Here is an 18,738-nt window from a genome sequence, read left to right on the forward strand (position 1 = left end):
GGTTGGAAAGCAGGTTAATGGCTCGCTCCTCAGAAGTCGAAATTGACCATTCGATACATGATGAAGTCGCCCAACAGGGCCCACACTCCAAACCCAACAAAAACAGGGACAATCAGCGGGTCGTGCCATACTTTGCCATAATAAGACGGAGCCGTAACCTGAAGGATCAAGAACATCACAATTGGAAACAATGAGATGATCCAGGCCGAGACTCGCCCCTCGGACGAAAGCGCTCTGATTTTCATCCGTAGTTTTTGCCGTTCACGCAGCACGGATGAGAGATTTGCCAGTATTTCGGTGAGATTGCCGCCGGTCTTGGATTGAATTGACAGCGCTATCGAAAGCAGGTGGAGGCCCTCGAATCCTACCCGCTGAGACAGTTTTCGCACGGCCTGTTCCATGCTGAGCCCAAAGGTGATCTCGTCGGACACGATTCCGAATTCGGTTCCCAGGGGGTCGGGCATTTCCCGCGCCACAAGGCCAATTGCCACTGAGGCCGGATGTCCAGCGCGCAGCGAGCGTACGATCATGTCGAGTGCATTCGGGAGTTGCTTCGCAAATTTCTGGATTCGCTTGCTGCGGGCCCGGCGAAGCACGAGAAGGGGCAGCGCAAACCCGACAACAAGAAAAACGACGAGTGCGAGCAAGAACGACTTTCCCAAGACGAATGACAGCAGCAGCGCCAATGCCAAGGAAGCGCAGACGAACATCCCGCCGAATGTCAGCGGATTTCCGGTAATGCCGGACTGGGTATAGAGCCTATTCAGCCCTACCAGGCCAAAAAGAAAGTCCCCCGATTCCGTCAGTCCCCGCTCGCGCAGCAAGTTTTGCAAAGTCCGCTCAGCCGGAATTTCATCTGACAATCTCTTCAACCGACGATTGATCGCCCCGGCTGCCGCACGGCGACCGGCAAAGGAAAGATACAGAGCCTCGCCGGCGAGAATGACCGACGCCGCCGCAAGCACATAGATGAAGTAAAGCAGCCCCTGACCGGTCAGCATCAGAGGGCGACCTGCGGATTGAAGGCGTCCTTGGTGAAATGATGGCCGAGCGTCGCTGCTTCCGCTGCAAACCGGGGCCGGACGCCAGTGGCGCGAAAATCACCTATGATCTTGCCATCGGCCGCGACCTCGCGGCGGACGAATTGATAGATTTCCTGCAGCTGCACGATATTGCCTTCCATGCCGGTAATCTCGGAAATCGACGTTACGCGCCTGCCTCCATCGGCGAGCCGTTGCGTCTGCACGATAATGTCGATGGCCGAAGCAATCTGCGCTCGAATGGAATCGTGCGTCATCGGCATGCCGGCCATGCCGACCATCTGCTCCAGACGCGATATCGCGTCGCGCGGGGTGTTTGCGTGAATAGTGGTCATCGACCCTTCATGGCCGGTGTTCATCGCCTGCAGCATGTCGAAGGCCTCCTCGCCACGAACCTCGCCGACGATGATGCGATCGGGCCGCATGCGCAGCGCGTTCTTGACCAATTCGCGCTGGCGCACCTCGCCCTTGCCCTCGACACTGGGCGGGCGGGTTTCCAGTCGCCCGACATGCGGTTGCTGCAATTGCAGTTCCGCCGCGTCCTCGATGGTGATCAGGCGTTCCCTGGAAGGAATGTAGCTCGACAGCGCGTTAAGCAACGTCGTCTTGCCGCTGCCGGTGCCACCCGAAACCAGAATCGACTTGCGCGCCTGAACGGCAATCCGCAGCAGATCGATCATCGGCTGCTTGATTGAATTGAGCGTCATCAGTCGTTCGAGCGAATACGGATTCTTCGAGAATTTGCGGATTGAAACCAGCGGACCGTCTACCGAGATCGGCCGCACCGCGATGTTGACGCGCGAGCCGTCGTCCAGGCGCGCGTCAACCATTGGCGACGATTCATCGACCCGGCGGCCGATATTGGAGACGATCTTGTTGATGACGCGCAGCAGATGCGCCTCGTCACGAAATCGGATTGCCGTCTCTTCGATCATGCCGCGCCGCTCGATGAAGACACGCTTGTGTGTATTGATCATTATATCCGTGATGGAATCGTCCTTGAGCAGCGGCTCGATCGGACCGAGCCCCAGCATCTCGTCGGCCGTGTCGATGGTCAGTTGATCGAGCTCGCGGGCATTCAGCGGCACGTTTCGACCGCGAACGAACTCACGCACGATCGGCCGGATCTCATTGAGGATTTCATCCTTGGAGGCATTTTCAAGGGCGGTCAGATTGAAGCGATCGATCAGGTGGCGATGAAGCTCGACCTTGAGCGTCAGGAAATCGTCGCCGCGCGATTCAATATCAGCGGTCGGCGAAAGGGCCGGAGCGACAGGCAGCACCGCCGGCTGCTCGGCTCTTGTCGCGACCTGCTGCTCGCTTGGTCCCTTGATAAACCGCCCCAGCATAATCCCTTATACCCCGCTAGCCCCTTATTAGCGGAAACTAAACGTTAACCAAGCGAGGCACAAGCGCTGGAGGGGCTCACGTGAGGCCAATGCTTTCAACATAGTTAAGGAGGACGCCAGAAAAATATCGTTTTATTTCGATCCGCCCGCTTAACCCTCTACCCCAACTTCCACCTCACGGAACCTTTCATGCCGCAACAAATGAGATGCTGGGTGAAAAATCTCCGTAAACCCTTAGATATAAAGGAATATGCAGGTATGCTAATATTTCTATCGTTCTGCCTTGGCTGCGGCCAAATTGTGAACGAATGGTTAAGGAGGGTTGAAAAATCAGCAGAATCAAGCTCTTGTAAGGATTCAAGTCGCCCTTGAACTCGCGAGCATAGGTATTGGAAGGTTAAGGAATTGTTAATCCCGTTTGACTCTGCTTTTTCGCGAGCCTTAGGATTGAGGTGACGGGGGATGCTTGGGTATGGAGTTCATCCTTGGCTCTGTCTCGTCGGGTTCAAACCTCCAAGGGGAGGAAATTGACATGAAGAAGCTCATGACGATGACCCGGCAGTTCCGCGACGACGAAAACGGCGCTGCTATGGTCGAATATTCTATCTTGGTCGGCATTATCGCTGCGGCCTCGCTGCTGGCGATCCTGGCCATCGGCGGCTGGGTCGGTGATCAGTTTACAGGCCTTTGCGCCAATCTCGACGGCAAGGGCGTCACGGCTACCGGCGCCACTGGTGGCGATTGCACGCCGTGATATGAAGTGAACTCCCGGGTCGGGATCGATCTCGACCCGGGTTTTTTCTGCATCAGGAAGAAACTAGCATCGTCCTGGGGGGCGATTTTGGGGTGGAGAGATGCGCGCCAATACTCTTATCATGATTGTCCTCGCCGGCGTGTTCGGCGTACTTGCGGTTGTGCTTGCCAATTTTTGGCTGGCGAGCCAGCGCACTGCGATGGCGCAATCCAATGGAGCACAGACCAGTACGGTCGTCGTTGCGGCAATGCCGCTGAAATTCGGCGACACGCTGGATGCGGACAAGCTGCGCGAGATCCCGTGGCCGGCCGGCGCAATACCAGCAGGCGCGTTCAAGACCACCAAGGACGCGATGGCCGGCAACGGCGCAAGGCAGGCGCTGCAGGCTATCAGCGCCAACGAGCCGGTGCTCGCCACCAAGATCACCGGTCCAGGCCAGCGCGCCACACTTTCGGCGGTGCTGGGTGAAGGCATGAAGGCCGTATCCATCCGCGTCAACGACGTGCTTGGCGTCGCCGGCTTCGTCTTCCCGGGTGACCGGGTTGATGTGCTGCTGACGCGCTCGGTGCGCGGCGATGACGGCATGGACAAGAGTTTTGTCGACGTTCTGCTGCAGAGCATGAAGGTGCTCGCCGTAGACCAGGTCGCTGACGTGAGCAAGGACAACCCGACGGTGGTTAAGTCGGTGACACTCGAAGCCACCACAAAGGACGCGCAGAGACTGACGCTGGCCGCCGGTGCGGGGCAGTTGTCTCTTGCACTGCGCCAGGCAGCCGCCAACAAGGGCGAGGCGACCGAACGCGTCACGCTTTCCGATCTGAACGGCGAGACGCCGGACGATGTCGCGAAGAGGCAGGCCGAACTTGACAAACAGGCCGCGGCCGCCGCCGAACGCCAGCGCGCGGATGACAAGATCGCCGGATTGGAAAAGGCCGTGGACAGGGTGGGAAACCAACTCGACCAGTTGAGCAAAGTCAAGCCGGTTCCGGCCGTAGTGACGGCACCCGCATCAAAAGAAGTCGTCAAGGAAGTTATCAAGTATTTGGAGCCGGCACCGCCGAAAAATGTTACAGTGGGCGTATTTCGCGGCGTGAAGCTCGAATCCTATGATGTGCCGCGACAACCATAAAGGGACGCGGCGAAGCGGGGCTGCCGGCGGCAGCAGTTTGGGAGACGGGTATGCAGGGGTTTTGGATGAGGGTAGTGGCGGCCGCGCTGTGCTGTTTGGCTGCGCTGCTGACGTCGATTGCGGCGGCTGAAGCAGCCGACCGGTTCATCGACGTATCGAACCCGAGCGTCCATCGCATCTTCCTGCCGATGTCACAGTCGGTGACGCTCCAGGTGAGCGCCAATCTCGGCGACATCGTTGTCGGCGACGAGAAGATCGCCGATGCCCAGCCCATGACCGACCGGACGCTTTATGTCATCGGCAAAGGCGCCGGCACCACCACCGTCAATCTTTTCTCTCCGGAAAAGCGCTCGCTCGGCGTCATCCAGATCGAAGTCGGTGTCGACGTCAGCGACATGGCGCAGGCGATCCGTCAGGTGGCGCCTCGGGCGCGCATCGAGATCGGCTCGATTAACGGCAAGGTCAGGCTCGGCGGTCACGTCAAGGATGGAGCCACGCTGGCGTCAATCCTGGAGGTGGCGCAGCAGTATGGCCCCGACGCCATTATAAATTCCGTCATTGTCGACGACAGCCAGCAGGTCAATCTCGAGGTTCGCGTGCTTGAGGCCAAGCGTAATGCCGGTAGGGATCTTGGTGTTTCAATAAGGAGCACGAATCGCAGCGGCACAACCCGTACAGGCACGGGTGTTGCAGCCGCCGACGAAGATGGCGTGGTGCTTGGCCCGGGCGATCTGCTCAGCGGCCTCTTGTCGGGCAGCAATCCATTTGCGGCTTTGATCACCCGGGTTATCGACAGCAACATCAAGGTGGACCTGATTATCGAAGCACTCGAGGCCAAGGGTGTGGTACGCACGCTGGCTGAGCCCAACCTTACGACGCTTTCGGGCGAGCCGGCCAGCTTCAATGCCGGCGGCGAAGTGCCCATCCGTGTTATCGGCACCGATGGCCAGATAACCATCACGTACAAGCAATTCGGCGTCAATCTGCTGTTCACGCCGGTCGTACTCGACGACGGCAAGATCCATATGAAGCTGGCGCCGGAAGTGAGCGACCTCACCGGCTTCACCACCGCCGGCGACCCGATCTTCACCAACCGCAAGCTTGATACCGTCGTCGAATTGCGCGACGGCCAGAGCTTCGCGGTCGGCGGGCTGTTGTCCAGCAAGACCACCAAGCTGCAGAACCAGGTGCCATGGCTCGGTCAGGTGCCGGTCATCGGGACGCTGTTCCGAAATTCGAGCAACCAGAAGGAAGAGACCGAACTGGTCGTCATCGTCACGCCGCACGTCGTGCGGCCGGTGAAACCCGGCGAACAACTGGCGACCCCGTTCGACAAGACACGGCCGGCCAACGATCCGGAATTCTTCGTGCTCGGTCAGCTGGAGGTGAACAAGGATATGATCCGCAAATACGAAACGGGCGACGGCGTGACCGGACCCTATGGCCACATGCTGGACTTCAAATCGAAGGACAAGATGCTCTATGTCAAGAAATAGCGTCCTGATCCTCCTCTTGTGTGCCGGCGCGCTGTCAAGCTGCGCCGCCGACTATCTGAACCATTACGATTCGGTGACCCTGGCCGCCGGCGACACACAGAAATACAATTCGCTGGCGCAGACGGTCGATCCGTTCAACCCAAACTCGAAGAACACACACATCGAAGGCGACGGCAGGCGGGCTGCCGCTGTTGCCCAGGGCTACAAATTTCCGCCGCCACCACCGCCGCCGCCTGCGATCACGGTCAATGTCGGCGGGGCGGTGAACAACGGAGCGAATTGAACAGAAGGATGCGGTCGCAATGCGCCGGGTGAGCGAGGGGCCTGGTGCAAGGAAGCAGAGAGTAGGGTCATGTTGGGGACCATTAGGGCGTTCTGGAACGATCAACGCGGCATAGCGATGATCCTGGTGGCGATTATGTTGCCGGTGCTTATCGGCTTCGCGTTGCTTGCCATCGATATGAGCCGGGCCAACGGGCTTCACAACGATCTGCAGAAGGGTGTCGATGCGCTTGCGCTTGCGACAGCCGCGGAGCTGGATGGCAAATCGGATTCGATCACCCGGGCCAATCTGGCGAAAACGACCCTTCTGACCAGCCAGACGACCAAGTTTTCGACGTCAGGCGATCACACACTTGCTTTGTCTGACGTGACCATTACCTACCTGACCGGTATACCCGCGAGCGACAGCATAGCATTGGGCGCCGACGGCGTTGACGCGAATGGCGTCAACTGGGCAAGCACCGATCCCAAGGCGGTATCATTTTCCCTGGTGACGGTGAACGCTTCCGGACTTGCCGATGGCGCCGGTGCCTTTGAAACGATCTTCCCCGCCAGCTTTATCGGCAGCAAGGACACCATCGATATCCAGCCACAGGCCGTGGCCGGGTTCGTTCAGTCGATCTGCGAAACCGTGCCGATCTTCATGTGCAACCCGTTCGAGACGTCCGACCCGTTGACTAGTAAGACGATCCAACAGGCCTTTGCATCGGGCGATACTTACAGCCGTGAATTTCGTATTCTCAAAGTCGACAGCAACCCCGGCCCAGGCAACTTTGGCCTGCTGGACAACGGTTTGACGTCGGTACAGGACGGAATGGCCAGGGGATCCGCAGGTACCTGCTACAGTCGCACTTCGCTGACATCCAAAACCGGCGTCACCTTGGGACAGGTCAACACTGGCCTTAACGTCCGCTTCGATCTCTATCAGGGATCTTTGAAAAATAACAAAGACCTTGGCTACCGCCCGGCGAGCAATGTACGCAAGGGAGCCAGCAAGAACAGCAATTGCAACAAGTTTGATGTCGCGACAGATGGTTCCGCAGTGCCTCTGCCGGTTGGCAGCGGCTATGACTCGGCTAAGGGCATGACGCTGCCGATCGCAGCGAATTCGTTCTGGACTGCCTACTGGGCCGCCAACCACAAGAACGCTGCCTATCCGAACCTCCCGGCGAAGACTGACCCGCTCAAGCGTAGCGTTCCCGCGTCCAGGTATGACGTCTACATGTATGAAATCACTGCCGGGATCGTGGCCGACAAGTCGAAAGGGCCTTCAAACGAAGTGGGAACGCCTTCCTGCTACAAGGGAGACCTCACCAAGGCAGATCCGAGCCGCCGGCTGATGAACATGGCCATCATCGATTGCAAGGCGAACCAGGCGAAGCTGAACGGGCACACCGCAGTCCGGCCGGATGGCTATGCCAGCGTCTTCCTAAACAACCCGATCCAGAAGGTGAATCCCAACGACGAGGACAATCCGGAAAGTACCGGCGCCGAAAAACCTATCAGCCTGGAGATCGTCGACGTCGATGGCGGCTTCGCCAACAACACCCTTGTCGACAAAGCATTCCGCAATGAAGCCCAGTTGTATCGGTAGAGCCGACATGACCAAGCTTGGCCAAATCATCCGGCGGTTCCAAGGCGACGAAAGGGGCGCCGCCTTGGTGGAAGTCGCGATCACCGTACCACTCGTCTTGCTGTTGTCGGCCGGTGTGTTCGAGTTCTCCAACGTTTTGAACACGCGCCTGCTCCTTGCAGCAGGCGTTGAGGATGCAGCCCGCTACATGGCGCGCTGCAGTAGCGATTGGGAGACTACTTGCAAGGGTCAGGCCCAAAACCTTGCTGCCAATGGCGCGGTCGTTGGCGGCAGCGCAAGAGTAGCTGGCTGGCTTCCACCGACAGTTTTGATCACCAAGACATCCACTCCTGCGACCGATGGCAGTGGCAACATACTTTATCTAAGTAATAGCGCCAACGTTGATGTTGTGCTGGTCAGCACCACTTTGCCATACAACGGCATGGTGTTCTGGGATTATCTGGGCTTTGGAAGCATCGACATCAAAGTATCGCATCAGGAGCGCGTCTTCGGATGGTGATGAAAGACCGAAGGTTCTGCGCTGAGCAGTCTGGCGCTACGATGGTCGAAATGGCCATCGCCCTGCCATTGCTGTTGACGCTTCTGCTCGGTTTCGTCGATTTCGGCTACGCCTTTTACCAATGGAACGCTGGAAACAAAGCTGTGCAAGCCGGCGCAAGACTCGCGCAGATTTTTACTCCTGTCGCCATCGGGCTTCCATCTGAGACGCTGACGCAGAGCGATATCACCAAGGTCGGCACCGCGGTCCCGGCCGGCACGTATGACTATGTCTGCGCTGCGAGCACAGCAGGTGTCGCTTGCTGCAGTATCGGAGGCGGCTTGTGCAACCCCGTCAACGCGAGCCAGGTCGCGTTCGACGCGATCTATGACGGCACCGCCAACCGTGCCGGAATGCATGACTTTCTGCCGATGCTGGAAAAGTCAGAGGTGCGGATCGAATACGCCGCCTCCGGCCTTGGCTACTGGACGCGGCCCAGCGGGCCGGTGCCGACGATCACCGTAAGCATCAAAAATCATCCCTTCCAATTCTTCTTCCTGGCCGGACTGCTCGGATTCGGAAACATCACCATGCCCTCCATGCTGAGCACGGTCACGGGCGAAGACATGAAGAGCACGTGGACACCATGAACGCCATCAACACCAAGGTTACACCGACTAAGCGAAAGCAGGTGGCGCTGTTCTCGTCGGATGCGAATTTCAAGCGCGATGTGGCGACGCGGCTCGACGCGCTGGCGATCTACGACATCAGGATTTCCGAGACCGGCGACTTCCTCAGGGGTCCGCCCGCGGACACGCGCCCCGGCATCGTCATCCTCGACCTCGGCAATGGCGAGTTGCTCGGCAGGCCGGGCATCGTCGAAGTGCGCGCCCTTTGGGCAACCGTGCCGCTGATCGCGGTCTCGGACGAACTGTCGTCGGAGCAGACGCGTGTGCTGGTGCGCATGAACGCTTCGGACTGGCTGCACAAGCCGCTCGACGGCAAGGAACTGCTCAATGCGGTGACCTTCCACGACACCGGCAACCAGGGAACCAAAAGCCGTATCATCACCTTCATCAGTGCGAGCGGCGGCGCCGGCGCGACGACGCTCGCTCTCTCGGCGGCCGAGTTCCTGTCATCGAAGTCGAAAGAGCGGGCGGCTTCCACTTGTCTGGTCGACCTAGATTTCCAGAGCGCCAATTGCGGCGCCTATCTCAACCAGTTCAACCAGTTCGACCTCGGCGGCATCATCGGCCAGCCGGAGAGGCTCGACGTCGAGCTGATGGATGTCATCAAGCTCTCGCGCCCGTCCGGGCTGACGCTCTATTCCTTCGAGAGGCCGCAATTGCCTTTTGAACCGCAGGGCAGTGATTTTGTCTTCCGGCTGCTGGACCTCGTCGCCTACCGGTTTGACGACATCGTCATCGACCTGCCGAACATCGAGACGCCTTGGCACAATTCCGTGCTGTCGACGAGCGATGAGATCTTCATCGTCTTCGAACTCAACGTCGCCTCGCTGCGGCAAGGCAAACGGCTCTACAAGAAGATCCGTGAGTTGCGTGGTAATGCTGTCAGCATCACGCTGGTGGCCAACAAGCACAAGCGCAAATGGTTCGGCAACCACTTTTCGCGCAGCGAGCTGGAAAAGATCTTCAAGGCGCCGCACATCAAGTCGGTCGCGCTGGACAATGCGCTTCTGACCGATGCGTTGAACCGTGCTATCCTGCCTGCCGAGGTGGATGGGCGTGCGCGCTTCAACAAGGACCTGAAGCGGATGTTCAAAGAGCGGCTCGATGACGCTGCTGCCAAATAGGTATCGGATCGTCCTTGGGTTGGTCTGCGCCATGGGCATGGCGCTGGCGATGTCGGTCCAGGATTTTGCCAGCGCGCGATCGGCACTTTCGGATCGGCCGCCGCTGCCGGCAATGGGGCCCAGCCTGCGCAAGACTGTCGCCTTCGAGACGACCGAACAGCCCGGAACAATCGTTATCCGCAAGGGCGAGAAAGCGCTTTATCTGGTGACCCGACAAGGCCAGGCGCTTCGCTATCAGATCAGCGTCGGACGCGACGGATTTGGCTGGACCGGGGTAGTCAAGGTGGGGGCGAAGACCGAATGGCCGGAATGGCACCCACCCCGCGAAATGCGCGCCCGCCAGCCGGACCTGCCGCAAATGGTGCCTGCCGGTCCTTACAATCCACTCGGCGCCAGGGCGCTCTATCTGCTTCGGAACGGGCGTGACACGCTCTATCGGATACACGGAACCAACGATCCCAAGGGTGTTGGCTTCGATGGAACATCGGGGTGTTTTCGCCTTACCAACACCGATGTGATCGATCTCTTCAGGCGCGTCGCGATCGGCGCAAAGGTGGTGGTTCAATGACGATGATCAGCGAACCGGACATGCCGGCAATCGAGATTGGGACAGCAACCCACATTGGAGAGCAAGCTGCCGTTGTGAAACCGAGCGACAGAAGCATTGTCGGCGCCGTCATCATCGGCACGTCCCTGCTCACCTTGGTGAACATAATAGCCGCAGTCTATCTCTACCGCGGCATCAGCGATATGCGCTTTCTGGAAGGGCGCCTGGAACAACTCGGGACGTTTGAACAACGAATCGGGGGCCGGCTGGACACGGTCAACAACGGTTTTCAGAGCCGATTTGAAAAACTGGACACTCAACTGCAGAGCAGCTTTGGCGAAATCAACCGGAGCATAGCCCGGCTGGAACAGAACCAGCCTATTGTCCATGACGAAATCACGTCGAGCGCAGCGGAACCTTCCGTCGACACGACCAGCAGCATGGCGGAGGCGCCTGCTGTTCTCGATGGTGAAGACGCGACCGAGCCCAGCGTCGTCGATACACCGCGTCCGCCCAAAAGGAGGATTGCAGCTGCAGCGCCTGCCCCAAGCCCCGACTACCAGCGCATAGAGCAGGCCGACGGCAAGGTTTACTACCGGAAGATCAACTAACGCCGGAAAAAGGTGGGGCTATCCTAGAGATCTCGCTGCAGAGCAACGAGCCTAGCGGCCAGCGCTTCGGACCGCTGTCGGGTTTCGCTGAGGAAGATGACATGGCAGTAGGCGCATGCCGTCACGCCCAGAAACAGCACAAGACTGTTGTTCAAGGTGAAATCGACCGTAAGTTGGAACGGAAGGCCGCCGGGTACCGTGAAAGAGGCGATCGTGCTGGCTGTTTCGGAATGGCTGGTGACAGCGATCATCAACCCGGCGAAAAGCAGGGCGACGTGGTTGGCAAGGAAGAAGAACGCGGCCGACCTTCTTGTGCGGCACGCCATCCAGCAAACGATCGACGCGGCGGCCAGCATCAAGGCATCAAGGACCATCGACGACCCGAGATAAAGATCGACCTGTTGCCAGAACATCGTCGACAGCGGCCTTAGTTCAAGCCAGATCCGCCACATTGCGGGACTGGCCGGATATGCTCCCAGCAAGAAAGTCGCCATGCGCTCCCCTGCCAAGATCAGCAGGATCAGAGCTGGGAAGGCAAAGAGCATTATCGACTTGCGCTTCATGTCACCCTCGACAAACTGGCAACAAGATAGCTTGCAGAGATTGAGCGAGGCTTAACGGAGCGTTGGTGGTGCCGCGGCAGCGCAGCCAGCGGCGCATGGCAGCTGCATATCAGAAAGCGCCATGCGCCATTAGTTGTTTTGGGTGAGCACGAGCGTCACCACCTTCGGCTCGACCCGGTGCAAACATCGTTCAGGAATATTGGGCCACATCGCCTTGGCACATCCCTCTTCGCCTGGCGCCGGCGCCAGCGAGAGTTCTGAGCTACGGGCTTCCTCGGCGGTCGACAGGAATACCTGTGTAGCCAGCGCGGTCGCCATGGATACCTGGACGAGGATAAGAGCGTAAGCGAAACTTCTGATCATCCGCTCGCAACGCCGAATTCGCGAACTGGTTCCAATGGCCTGCCCACCGGGTAACCACGATCGCGATTTTTGCGCTTCAGTGCCTTAGCAGTCATCGAATTCTTAGATAGCAAACCTTCGTCCATGTCCCAGCTCCTCGCCCAGACCGCGGAAACGGACGCGGTGGTTGTGGGCTCGACGTAGGTCTTGCCATTGCTGATCAGCGTGATTGCGCGGCAGACGACCGGTTCGATCTTCCGCGCGTGGCGCAAGGAGGATGTGGACGCGAGCCGCCTCCAAGTGCCGCTCAAGATTATCGAGATTCTGGACGATGGTGACACCGGGGAGATCGCGCCGCGCGTCTCCCAGTCGGCCAACAATCAGAACGAGGTCGACATGGCCGACTTCTCGTCCAATCATCGCTTCCACCGACGGATGCAGGAGCTTTCGGGTCGATCTGGGCGCGCCCGGCGGGCGGTATGCAACGTCAGTCACGCTGGTTCTACGAACGTGCGCGCGGTAGCGACGAAAGCTTCCTGCGCGGGCGTTTGACTGCGGCGTCGGCGCTGGCGCACCGGAGAAGTCTGCTGTTCGGGCTTCGTGCCGGCCGCTGCTCGCGCCAACTGTGGGTAAGTTCGCCGTCCCATCCGCTCGTCATGCCCTTCAGTATCGAACGCCTGGCTACCCTTCTCAGTCCATAATCGTTGGGCTTGCTCGCCTTCTGGGCTCTGGACCTTCGCGGTCATCCAGAGCATCGCGCCGTAGTTGGCAGCGCGATCGTAGTTGGTCAGATCAACGATGCCTGCCGTGACGAGGAGGCCGATCGGACGAACATACACGAACAAACATATCAATTTGTGTTGCAGCCATGTTGGAGGGACAGCAAGGAATGGGCCGAGACATGCCCGGAAAGAAAGGATTTAAGCGACACAGAGCCGGAAAGTTCGTGCAACATGGAACTACCCCAACCGTAATCGCCAGAAATCGAAATAAGCTCCCGGATGGGTTGGGCCGCCTTGGAGATGGCGCAGACGATCGAATAAGATGGGTCTCGCCACCTACCTTGGACCGCGTCCGCAAATTGAAAAAACGCGAATATGTTGGGCGCGAAGCTCGTTACTTCTGGCGAAACGCGGAGTGGAACGACACAACCAGGGGGCCTAAAATGTAGTCCAGTGCGGTGCGTTCCTCGGTGAGGATCATGACTGACGCCGGCATGCCCGGATAAAGCGCAATCTGTGGGGCCCCGGCCAATTCCGCGGGATCGACCGCTACGTCGGCAAGATAGTAGGGAAGCCCGGTCTTGCTGTCGGTGACGCGATCCGCCGAAATGCGGGTGATCCGTCCATGAATGACCGGTATCGAACGCTGCTTGTAGGACGTGAAGCGGACCTCGGCCGTCATGTCGGCGCGCAGGCTGGATATGTCCTCGACCTTCACCTGCGCCTGAACGATCAACGAATTCCTAGTCGGCACGATGTCGAGGATGGTCTGGCCGGGGGCGACGATCGCGCCGGTCGAGAAAACGGTGAGATTCATCACCTGGCCGTCATAGGGCGCCCGCACTTCGGCGCGGTCGACCGTGGCCTGCGCGGCGAACATTTTCGGTACCAGGTCGGCGAGGTTGGACTGGGCGTCGATCAGCATGGTTGAGAGTTTTGCGCGGCGCTCGTTGGTGAGCTGCGCAATCTGGCTTTCAAGCTCGGCCTTACTCTGGCGGTTTCCGGCTATATCGCCGAGAGTCTGGTCGATCAGGCCCTGCAGGTCGGAGGCGGAGCGGTCGAGCTCCAGGACACGCGTGCGCGTTGTCAGGCCGGCCTTCAGCAACTTGTTGAGGCCTGCCTTTTCATCAATTGTCGACTTGAGCTGCGCACGAAAAGATTCGACGCGCGCCTGCTTTCCATCGATCTGCTCGTCGAGTTCGGCTATCCGTTTCTGCAGGATCTGCTTGGCACCGGCCATCGAGGCGCGCTGGCTCCCGAGGTCGGCAATTTGGTTGGTCATCGCGTCCTGCAGATAGGCCTGGTGCTCAGCGGTGATGTCCTTCGGAAAGGCGACTGCCTCATGGCCGTCGAGCTCTGCACGAATGCGGGCATCGGTAGCGCGCAACAACGCATATTGCTGCGAATAGAGGTTGAATTCGGAACGGGCGTGCGTGTCGTCGAGCACCACCAGCACATCGCCTGCCTTGACGATGTCGCCATCCTTGACGCGGATCTCCTTCACCGTGCCGCCGTCGAAATGCTGTACGCTCTTTCGATTGCCTTCCACCTTGACGATGGCGTCGGCGAGCACGGCGCCGTTCAGCGGGGCAAAAGCCGCCCAGCCGCCGAAGATACCGAAGAAGGCAATGATGATCAGCAGGCCGACAGAGGCCGGCACCCGGATCGAATCCGGGGCCAGGATACCGGTTTCGCCGGACAGGCTCCGGTAGGTGAGGGCGCCGTCGCTCATCGATCTCTCCGGCCACAGCTCATTGGGTTGCCACCGCCATTGGAGCCGCGCGCTGGTTGAGCAGCGCCACGATCTCGTTTCTCATGCCGAAGGCCTCGACGGCGCCATCGCGCAACAGAAGGATCTTGTCGACATTGGCCAAGGTCGAAGGCCGGTGCGATACGATGATCACTGTGCTGCCGCGGCGCTTGAGCTCGATCGCGCACTCGCTCAGCGCGCGGTCGCCATCGGCGTCGAGATTGGAGCTCGGCTCGTCGAGAATGATCAGGTTCGGCGTCCCGAATACCGCACGAGCAAGAGCAATCCGCTGCCGATATCCTCCCGACAGCACTGCGCCGCCTTCGCCGATCTGGGTCTTGTAGCCCTGCGGCAGCCGAATGATCATCTCGTGAACGCCGGCGAGCCGCGCGGCGGCTATCACCTCCTGGTCGACATTGGTCTTGAAGCGGCCGATGTTGGCGGCGACCGTATCGGCGAAGAGTTCGATATCCTGCGGCAGGTAGCCGATGTGGTCGCCGAGCGCGTCGTGCCCCCACTGCGACAGGTCGGCCCCGTCCAGCCTGACGGTGCCGCGGCTGGGTTGCATGACGCCCGCGAGATGACGCGCCAGCGTCGACTTGCCGGCGCCGGAAGGGCCGACGATTCCCAGCGCCTCGCCTGCGTCCAGCCGGAATGATACGTCGCGGAGAAGCACTTTCTGCTGGCTGGCAATTGCAAAGCTGACCTGCTCGACCGAAATCTTGCCGGTGGGCTTCGGCAGGTTGAAAGATCTTTCGTTGAGCGCCCCCCCGTCGACCAGCTTCTCGACCCTTGCCAACGCCGCCCGGGCCAGGATCAGGCTGCGCCAAAGGCCGACGATCTGCTCGACCGGCTGTAGCCCCCGGCCCAGCAAGAGGCTCGCCGCAAACATGGTGCCGCCGGTGATCTGCCGCTCGATCACCAGATAGGCGCCGAAGCCGAGGATCAGCGACTGCATGGTGAGCCGCAGGAACCGGATCAGGCCGGACATCAGGGCGGCGCGATCGCTTGCCTCCGCTTGGCGCCGCAGCGCCAAGTTACGGTCGCGCCCCCAGCGGCGGATGAGACCGTCGATCATCCCCATGGCGCGAACGACTTCCGAGTTTCTGAGGCTCATTTCGGTAAAGTTGTAGTTGGTCGTCGCCAGGTCGTTGGCCTGCTTCAGCGGCGAACGCACGAGATACTCGTTGAGCACGGCCATGGCGATCAAGAGCAGCGAGCAGCCCAGCGCGAAGAAACCGAGCCACGGATGCAGCAGGAAGATGATGCCGATGTAGATGGGTGACCATGGCAGGTCGAACAGGGCATGGATGCCGCTGCCGGTGATCACCTGCCTGAACGTATCGAAATCGCGGATCGGCTGGCTTTGCGAGGAGCCCGGCGATGGGGTTTCGACCGACGCGGCGAGGATCTTTGCCGACAGCAGCCGGTCGAGCCGCGCGCTGGCACGCGTCAGGACCCAGGCGCGCACCAGATCGAGGCCGGCCAGCGAAAGGAAGGCCGCCAGCAACACAAGGGTCAGCATCACCAGCGTGGTTTCGCTGCCGCTGGTGACGACCCGGTCGTAGATCTGCAGCATGTAAAGTGGGGACGCGAGATAGAGCAGATTGATCGCCAGGCTGAATGCCGCCGCAACGAGAAAATAGCGGCGGCATGCGCGAAGCGCGTCCTTCACAATCTTGGATTTGTTGTCGAGACTCAACTACCCAGCGGAAAACCGCCCCCCCTGTCCACGCCCGGAACCGATACTACTCCTGATCGTCCAACCGGCCACGTGATCCCTTCCTCTTCCTGCCGTAAACCTTAATTCGTAAGCTGAATCAGGAACCGGCAGCATGAGGAGAGCCGCGCCTATCCGCGCGGCTCTCCTTTTGGTTCACATCACAAAGTCGCTCACTTGCACCACCGTGCTGCCGGTGCCGTCGTCGGCAAGTGTGAAGCTGTGGGCATCGTAGACGCCGAGCAGGTGGAGCGTGGCGTTGTGCGTGCCGTCCGTGACGGTCAACGTTCCTCCGGTGCCGTCGAGGTCCGCCTGATAGGCAGCGGACGTTCCGGTGCCGAACAGGATGTCTTCGAGGTTCACCTTGTCGTCATTGGTGATGCCGGCGATGCTTCCGCTGAAATCGAAGGAATCGTCCAGCTGCAATGTGCAGGCAGCATTCGCCGCGAACGTGACGTCGGTTGAAGAGGCCGCGCCGAACTCCAGCTTCGACAGGTTGCCGATCGTGGCATCGCCGTCGCCAGTGACCTGGCCGTTGATGTCAATGTTACCGCCATTGGCCCAGATCATGCCGGAATTCGCCAGCCCGCCGGTGATCGTAAGGCCGCCGGAGCCGGTTGCCTCCAGCGTTCCCGAATTGACGACGACGCTGCCCCCGGTGTCGATGACCAGCGCATTCGAGCCGGTGGCGATGATGGTGCCGCTGTTGTCGAGGCTGAGCATCCCGCCGCCCAGCTGGCCGGCCCCCGAGATCGTGTTGTCGACATTGACCAGGGTGACGCCCGGCCCCGTGCCGGAGATGACGTTGGCGGTGCTGTCGGACAGCAGGATCTGCCCGCCACCCTGCAGGGTCACGCCATGCTGGATGACCTGCAGCAGCGTATCGCCGCCCATCGAGTCGAGCGTGATGAGGCCGCTGTTGTTGATAATGCCGCTCAGCGGCAGCAGAGCGCCGTCGCCGATCGTCATGGTGCCTGAATTGTTGACCACCGGCGTCTGGTCGAAGACGAAATTACTTCCGGTGAGTGCGCTTGAGTGCACGCCATCAAGCGTGATCGACTGCCCGTCGCCGAGCGCTATCACCGCGTTGCCGTTGGCGTCGTCGACCATATGCGCCTGGACGTCGGCGAAGCTTGCCAATCCGTTGTACCCGATGAGGTCGATCTGGTCGGCCGCAGCGTCGAAGCTGTGCACCGTGTCGTTGCCGATCGGCTGCGAGAAGACGAAGAGATCGTTTCCGCTGGAGCCGGTCAGCACGTCGTCGCCGGACCAGGCAAAGATCGGCGAGCCCGGAGCGTAGGCCTCGACATTGTCGGCAACCGACGCGGTGCCCACGGTGCCGTCGACGTTGATCCAGGTCATCTGGACGTCGAGCACGGCTGCTCCGGTGAAACTGGCCGGCGTGGTGACGGTCAGGCCGTGCAGGTCGCTGGTCACAACCGTCCAGCTGCCGTCGGCGTTGTCGGTTGCGCCATCGATGCTCCAGCCCGAAGGCACGTCCTTCACTGTGACGGTGATGAGCGCGCCTTGCTGTGACGGATCGGTCAGGGCGAGATTGATGGGCTCGCCGGAGACGCCGGCGGGAAAGCTTTGGTTTCCGGGATTATTTATGGGAATTGCATTTGAGCCTAGGCCTGGGTTTCCGGCAACGTCGGTATAGCCGTTTGCGAGTACCGTAATCGAGTGAGTTCCCGAGCCGGAGTTGCCCACGCCTGTCACAACTACTGTAAATTGGGTTTGGGTGGCGTTCGCAGTCACTGAGAAAATCGTTCCACCTACGACCTGCAAATCTGCGGCGGTAAATGTACCTGCTGTCAAAGCTTCACTGAACGTGAGAACAACAGTTCTATCGTTATTTGTGGGTGCCTTAGTGACGGTGGCTGGTGATACGACGAACGGTTTTGTGGTATCGCCGCCGGTATCGATGGTGACCGTGTCGGAGCCGGCAGCGCCGGTGTTGCCGGCAGGGTCGGTGTAGCTGCCAGCCGCCACCGATACTGACCCCGTCGCAGAAACCCCGTCGGTCGCCGTGAAGGTGGCGTGGTAAGTGGTCGCGGTATCCTGTGTGAAGCCGGTGATCGTGCCATTCGTCGGCGTGATGTCGCCTACCGTGAAGCTGGCGCCTGGCGCCTCCGAGAAGGTGAAGGTGACGTTCGAGTTGTTGTCGGTGTCGCTGAGCGCGCCGTCGACGATGTTGACGATGACGCTCGGGTTGAGCGTGTCGATGGTGACCGTGTCCGTCCCGCTGGTGCCCAGATTGCCCGCCACGTCGGTGTAGCCGGCGTCAACCGTCACCGAGCCCGCCGTCTCGCTGGCGTCGGTCGCCGTGAACGTCGCCGTCGCCGCGGTATGCCCGGCGTTCCAGGTGAGAGCCGACAGCGTGCCGCCCGCCACCGTGATGCCGGCGCCGCTTGCCAGACCGGCAAACGTCGCGTCGCTGACCTTCTCCGAGAAGGTGAAGGTGACGTTCGAGTTGTTGTCGGTGTCGCTGAGCGCGCCGTCGACGATGTTGACGATGACGCTCGGGTTGAGCGTGTCGATGGTGACC

At 60.1% G+C, this 18,738-nt stretch carries 19 protein-coding genes; 11 read left to right on the plus strand and 8 right to left on the minus strand.

What is annotated here, in order from left to right; genetic code table 11:
• Window positions 1-29 precede the first annotated feature (29 nt).
• Window positions 30-1,001 (minus strand): type II secretion system F family protein, encoded by a 972-nt coding sequence (locus NKK50_RS09790; RefSeq protein ID WP_023744411.1) that lies wholly within the window; start codon window positions 999-1,001, stop codon window positions 30-32.
• Complete coding sequence (locus tag NKK50_RS09795; RefSeq protein WP_023833467.1) at window positions 1,001-2,389, minus strand: TadA family conjugal transfer-associated ATPase; 1,389 nt, start codon at window positions 2,387-2,389, stop codon at window positions 1,001-1,003. Before NKK50_RS09795 ends, NKK50_RS09790 begins: the two co-directional genes overlap by 1 nt.
• 532 nt (window positions 2,390-2,921) lie before the next feature.
• On the opposite strand from NKK50_RS09795, the gene NKK50_RS09800 reads away from it, so the two are divergent.
• The 10 genes from NKK50_RS09800 (at window position 2,922) to NKK50_RS09845 (ending at window position 11,093) form a co-directional block, all read left to right on the plus strand.
• Window positions 2,922-3,143 carry a Flp family type IVb pilin gene (locus tag NKK50_RS09800; RefSeq protein WP_023833466.1) on the plus strand — a complete coding sequence of 74 codons (222 nt, stop codon included), beginning with the start codon at window positions 2,922-2,924 and terminating at the stop codon, window positions 3,141-3,143.
• A 100-nt stretch (window positions 3,144-3,243) separates the two neighbouring features.
• Window positions 3,244-4,272 (plus strand): Flp pilus assembly protein CpaB, encoded by a 1,029-nt coding sequence (gene cpaB, locus NKK50_RS09805; RefSeq protein WP_352543298.1) that lies wholly within the window; start codon window positions 3,244-3,246, stop codon window positions 4,270-4,272.
• A 50-nt stretch (window positions 4,273-4,322) separates the two neighbouring features.
• A complete protein-coding gene (locus tag NKK50_RS09810) occupies window positions 4,323-5,768 on the plus strand; it encodes a type II and III secretion system protein family protein (protein WP_352499865.1) in 1,446 nt (481 codons plus the stop codon).
• Window positions 5,755-6,051 carry a hypothetical protein gene (locus NKK50_RS09815; RefSeq protein WP_023744416.1) on the plus strand — a complete coding sequence of 99 codons (297 nt, stop codon included), beginning with the start codon at window positions 5,755-5,757 and terminating at the stop codon, window positions 6,049-6,051. The genes NKK50_RS09810 and NKK50_RS09815 overlap by 14 nt, the downstream gene beginning before the upstream one ends.
• 69 nt (window positions 6,052-6,120) lie before the next feature.
• A complete protein-coding gene (locus NKK50_RS09820; protein ID WP_081726023.1) occupies window positions 6,121-7,644 on the plus strand; it encodes a TadE/TadG family type IV pilus assembly protein in 1,524 nt (507 codons plus the stop codon).
• Between the two features lie 7 nt (window positions 7,645-7,651).
• Window positions 7,652-8,143: a TadE/TadG family type IV pilus assembly protein gene (locus NKK50_RS09825; RefSeq protein WP_023744418.1), complete on the plus strand. Its 492-nt coding sequence runs from the start codon at window positions 7,652-7,654 to the stop codon at window positions 8,141-8,143.
• The gene (locus tag NKK50_RS09830) at window positions 8,143-8,772 is read left to right on the plus strand and encodes a TadE/TadG family type IV pilus assembly protein (RefSeq protein WP_280806705.1); all 630 of its coding nucleotides are present in this window, start codon (window positions 8,143-8,145) and stop codon (window positions 8,770-8,772) included. The genes NKK50_RS09825 and NKK50_RS09830 overlap by 1 nt, the downstream gene beginning before the upstream one ends.
• Window positions 8,769-9,935: a CpaE/TadZ family protein gene (locus NKK50_RS09835; protein ID WP_023833461.1), complete on the plus strand. Its 1,167-nt coding sequence runs from the start codon at window positions 8,769-8,771 to the stop codon at window positions 9,933-9,935. Before NKK50_RS09830 ends, NKK50_RS09835 begins: the two co-directional genes overlap by 4 nt.
• Window positions 9,916-10,503, plus strand: a complete 588-nt coding sequence (locus NKK50_RS09840; protein ID WP_023833460.1) for a L,D-transpeptidase — start codon at window positions 9,916-9,918, stop codon at window positions 10,501-10,503. Before NKK50_RS09835 ends, NKK50_RS09840 begins: the two co-directional genes overlap by 20 nt.
• Window positions 10,500-11,093 carry a hypothetical protein gene (locus NKK50_RS09845; RefSeq protein WP_023681011.1) on the plus strand — a complete coding sequence of 198 codons (594 nt, stop codon included), beginning with the start codon at window positions 10,500-10,502 and terminating at the stop codon, window positions 11,091-11,093. The genes NKK50_RS09840 and NKK50_RS09845 overlap by 4 nt, the downstream gene beginning before the upstream one ends.
• Before the next feature lie 23 nt (window positions 11,094-11,116).
• On the opposite strand, the gene NKK50_RS09850 is transcribed toward NKK50_RS09845, so the two are convergent.
• Both NKK50_RS09850 and NKK50_RS09855 read right to left on the minus strand, forming a co-directional pair.
• A complete protein-coding gene (locus NKK50_RS09850) occupies window positions 11,117-11,656 on the minus strand; it encodes a hypothetical protein (RefSeq protein ID WP_352543299.1) in 540 nt (179 codons plus the stop codon).
• A gap of 129 nt (window positions 11,657-11,785) precedes the next feature.
• A complete protein-coding gene (locus NKK50_RS09855) occupies window positions 11,786-11,974 on the minus strand; it encodes a hypothetical protein (protein WP_352543300.1) in 189 nt (62 codons plus the stop codon).
• Between the two features lie 237 nt (window positions 11,975-12,211).
• Here NKK50_RS09855 and NKK50_RS09860 point away from each other — a divergent pair, with 237 nt between their 5' ends.
• Window positions 12,212-12,550 (plus strand): AIPR family protein, encoded by a 339-nt coding sequence (locus tag NKK50_RS09860; protein WP_352543301.1) that lies wholly within the window; start codon window positions 12,212-12,214, stop codon window positions 12,548-12,550.
• Here NKK50_RS09860 and NKK50_RS09865 read toward each other — a convergent pair.
• The 4 genes from NKK50_RS09865 to NKK50_RS09880 form a co-directional block, all read right to left on the minus strand.
• Complete coding sequence (locus tag NKK50_RS09865) at window positions 12,490-12,837, minus strand: conjugal transfer protein TraD (RefSeq protein WP_348524520.1); 348 nt, start codon at window positions 12,835-12,837, stop codon at window positions 12,490-12,492. The genes NKK50_RS09860 and NKK50_RS09865 overlap by 61 nt on opposite strands.
• A gap of 277 nt (window positions 12,838-13,114) precedes the next feature.
• Window positions 13,115-14,452: an HlyD family type I secretion periplasmic adaptor subunit gene (locus NKK50_RS09870; protein WP_023833457.1), complete on the minus strand. Its 1,338-nt coding sequence runs from the start codon at window positions 14,450-14,452 to the stop codon at window positions 13,115-13,117.
• Window positions 14,453-14,471: 19 nt separating this feature from the next.
• Window positions 14,472-16,145, minus strand: coding sequence for a type I secretion system permease/ATPase (locus tag NKK50_RS09875; RefSeq protein ID WP_245274101.1), 1,674 nt, complete (start codon window positions 16,143-16,145; stop codon window positions 14,472-14,474).
• Between the two features lie 201 nt (window positions 16,146-16,346).
• Window positions 16,347-18,738, minus strand: a 2,392-nt coding sequence (locus tag NKK50_RS09880) for a beta strand repeat-containing protein (RefSeq protein WP_352543302.1), incomplete at its 5' end; no start/stop codon positions are given.

The sequence above is a fragment of the Mesorhizobium sp. M0001 genome (assembly GCF_040324255.1).
Lineage (GTDB): Bacteria > Pseudomonadota > Alphaproteobacteria > Rhizobiales > Rhizobiaceae > Mesorhizobium.

Excerpts from the sequence above, each read along its gene's own strand:
- NKK50_RS09790 (WP_023744411.1), bottom strand. The coding sequence starts at position 1,001 with ATGCTGACCGGTCAGGGGCTGCTTTACTTCATCTATGTGCTTGCGGCG.
- NKK50_RS09795 (WP_023833467.1), bottom strand. The coding sequence starts at position 2,389 with ATGCTGGGGCGGTTTATCAAGGGACCAAGCGAGCAGCAGGTCGCGACA.
- NKK50_RS09800 (WP_023833466.1), top strand. The coding sequence starts at position 2,922 with ATGAAGAAGCTCATGACGATGACCCGGCAGTTCCGCGACGACGAAAAC.
- cpaB (WP_352543298.1), top strand. The coding sequence starts at position 3,244 with ATGCGCGCCAATACTCTTATCATGATTGTCCTCGCCGGCGTGTTCGGC.
- NKK50_RS09810 (WP_352499865.1), top strand. The coding sequence starts at position 4,323 with ATGCAGGGGTTTTGGATGAGGGTAGTGGCGGCCGCGCTGTGCTGTTTG.
- NKK50_RS09815 (WP_023744416.1), top strand. The coding sequence starts at position 5,755 with ATGTCAAGAAATAGCGTCCTGATCCTCCTCTTGTGTGCCGGCGCGCTG.
- NKK50_RS09820 (WP_081726023.1), top strand. The coding sequence starts at position 6,121 with ATGTTGGGGACCATTAGGGCGTTCTGGAACGATCAACGCGGCATAGCG.
- NKK50_RS09825 (WP_023744418.1), top strand. The coding sequence starts at position 7,652 with ATGACCAAGCTTGGCCAAATCATCCGGCGGTTCCAAGGCGACGAAAGG.
- NKK50_RS09830 (WP_280806705.1), top strand. The coding sequence starts at position 8,143 with ATGAAAGACCGAAGGTTCTGCGCTGAGCAGTCTGGCGCTACGATGGTC.
- NKK50_RS09835 (WP_023833461.1), top strand. The coding sequence starts at position 8,769 with ATGAACGCCATCAACACCAAGGTTACACCGACTAAGCGAAAGCAGGTG.
- NKK50_RS09840 (WP_023833460.1), top strand. The coding sequence starts at position 9,916 with ATGACGCTGCTGCCAAATAGGTATCGGATCGTCCTTGGGTTGGTCTGC.
- NKK50_RS09845 (WP_023681011.1), top strand. The coding sequence starts at position 10,500 with ATGACGATGATCAGCGAACCGGACATGCCGGCAATCGAGATTGGGACA.
- NKK50_RS09850 (WP_352543299.1), bottom strand. The coding sequence starts at position 11,656 with ATGAAGCGCAAGTCGATAATGCTCTTTGCCTTCCCAGCTCTGATCCTG.
- NKK50_RS09855 (WP_352543300.1), bottom strand. The coding sequence starts at position 11,974 with ATGGCGACCGCGCTGGCTACACAGGTATTCCTGTCGACCGCCGAGGAA.
- NKK50_RS09870 (WP_023833457.1), bottom strand. The coding sequence starts at position 14,452 with ATGAGCGACGGCGCCCTCACCTACCGGAGCCTGTCCGGCGAAACCGGT.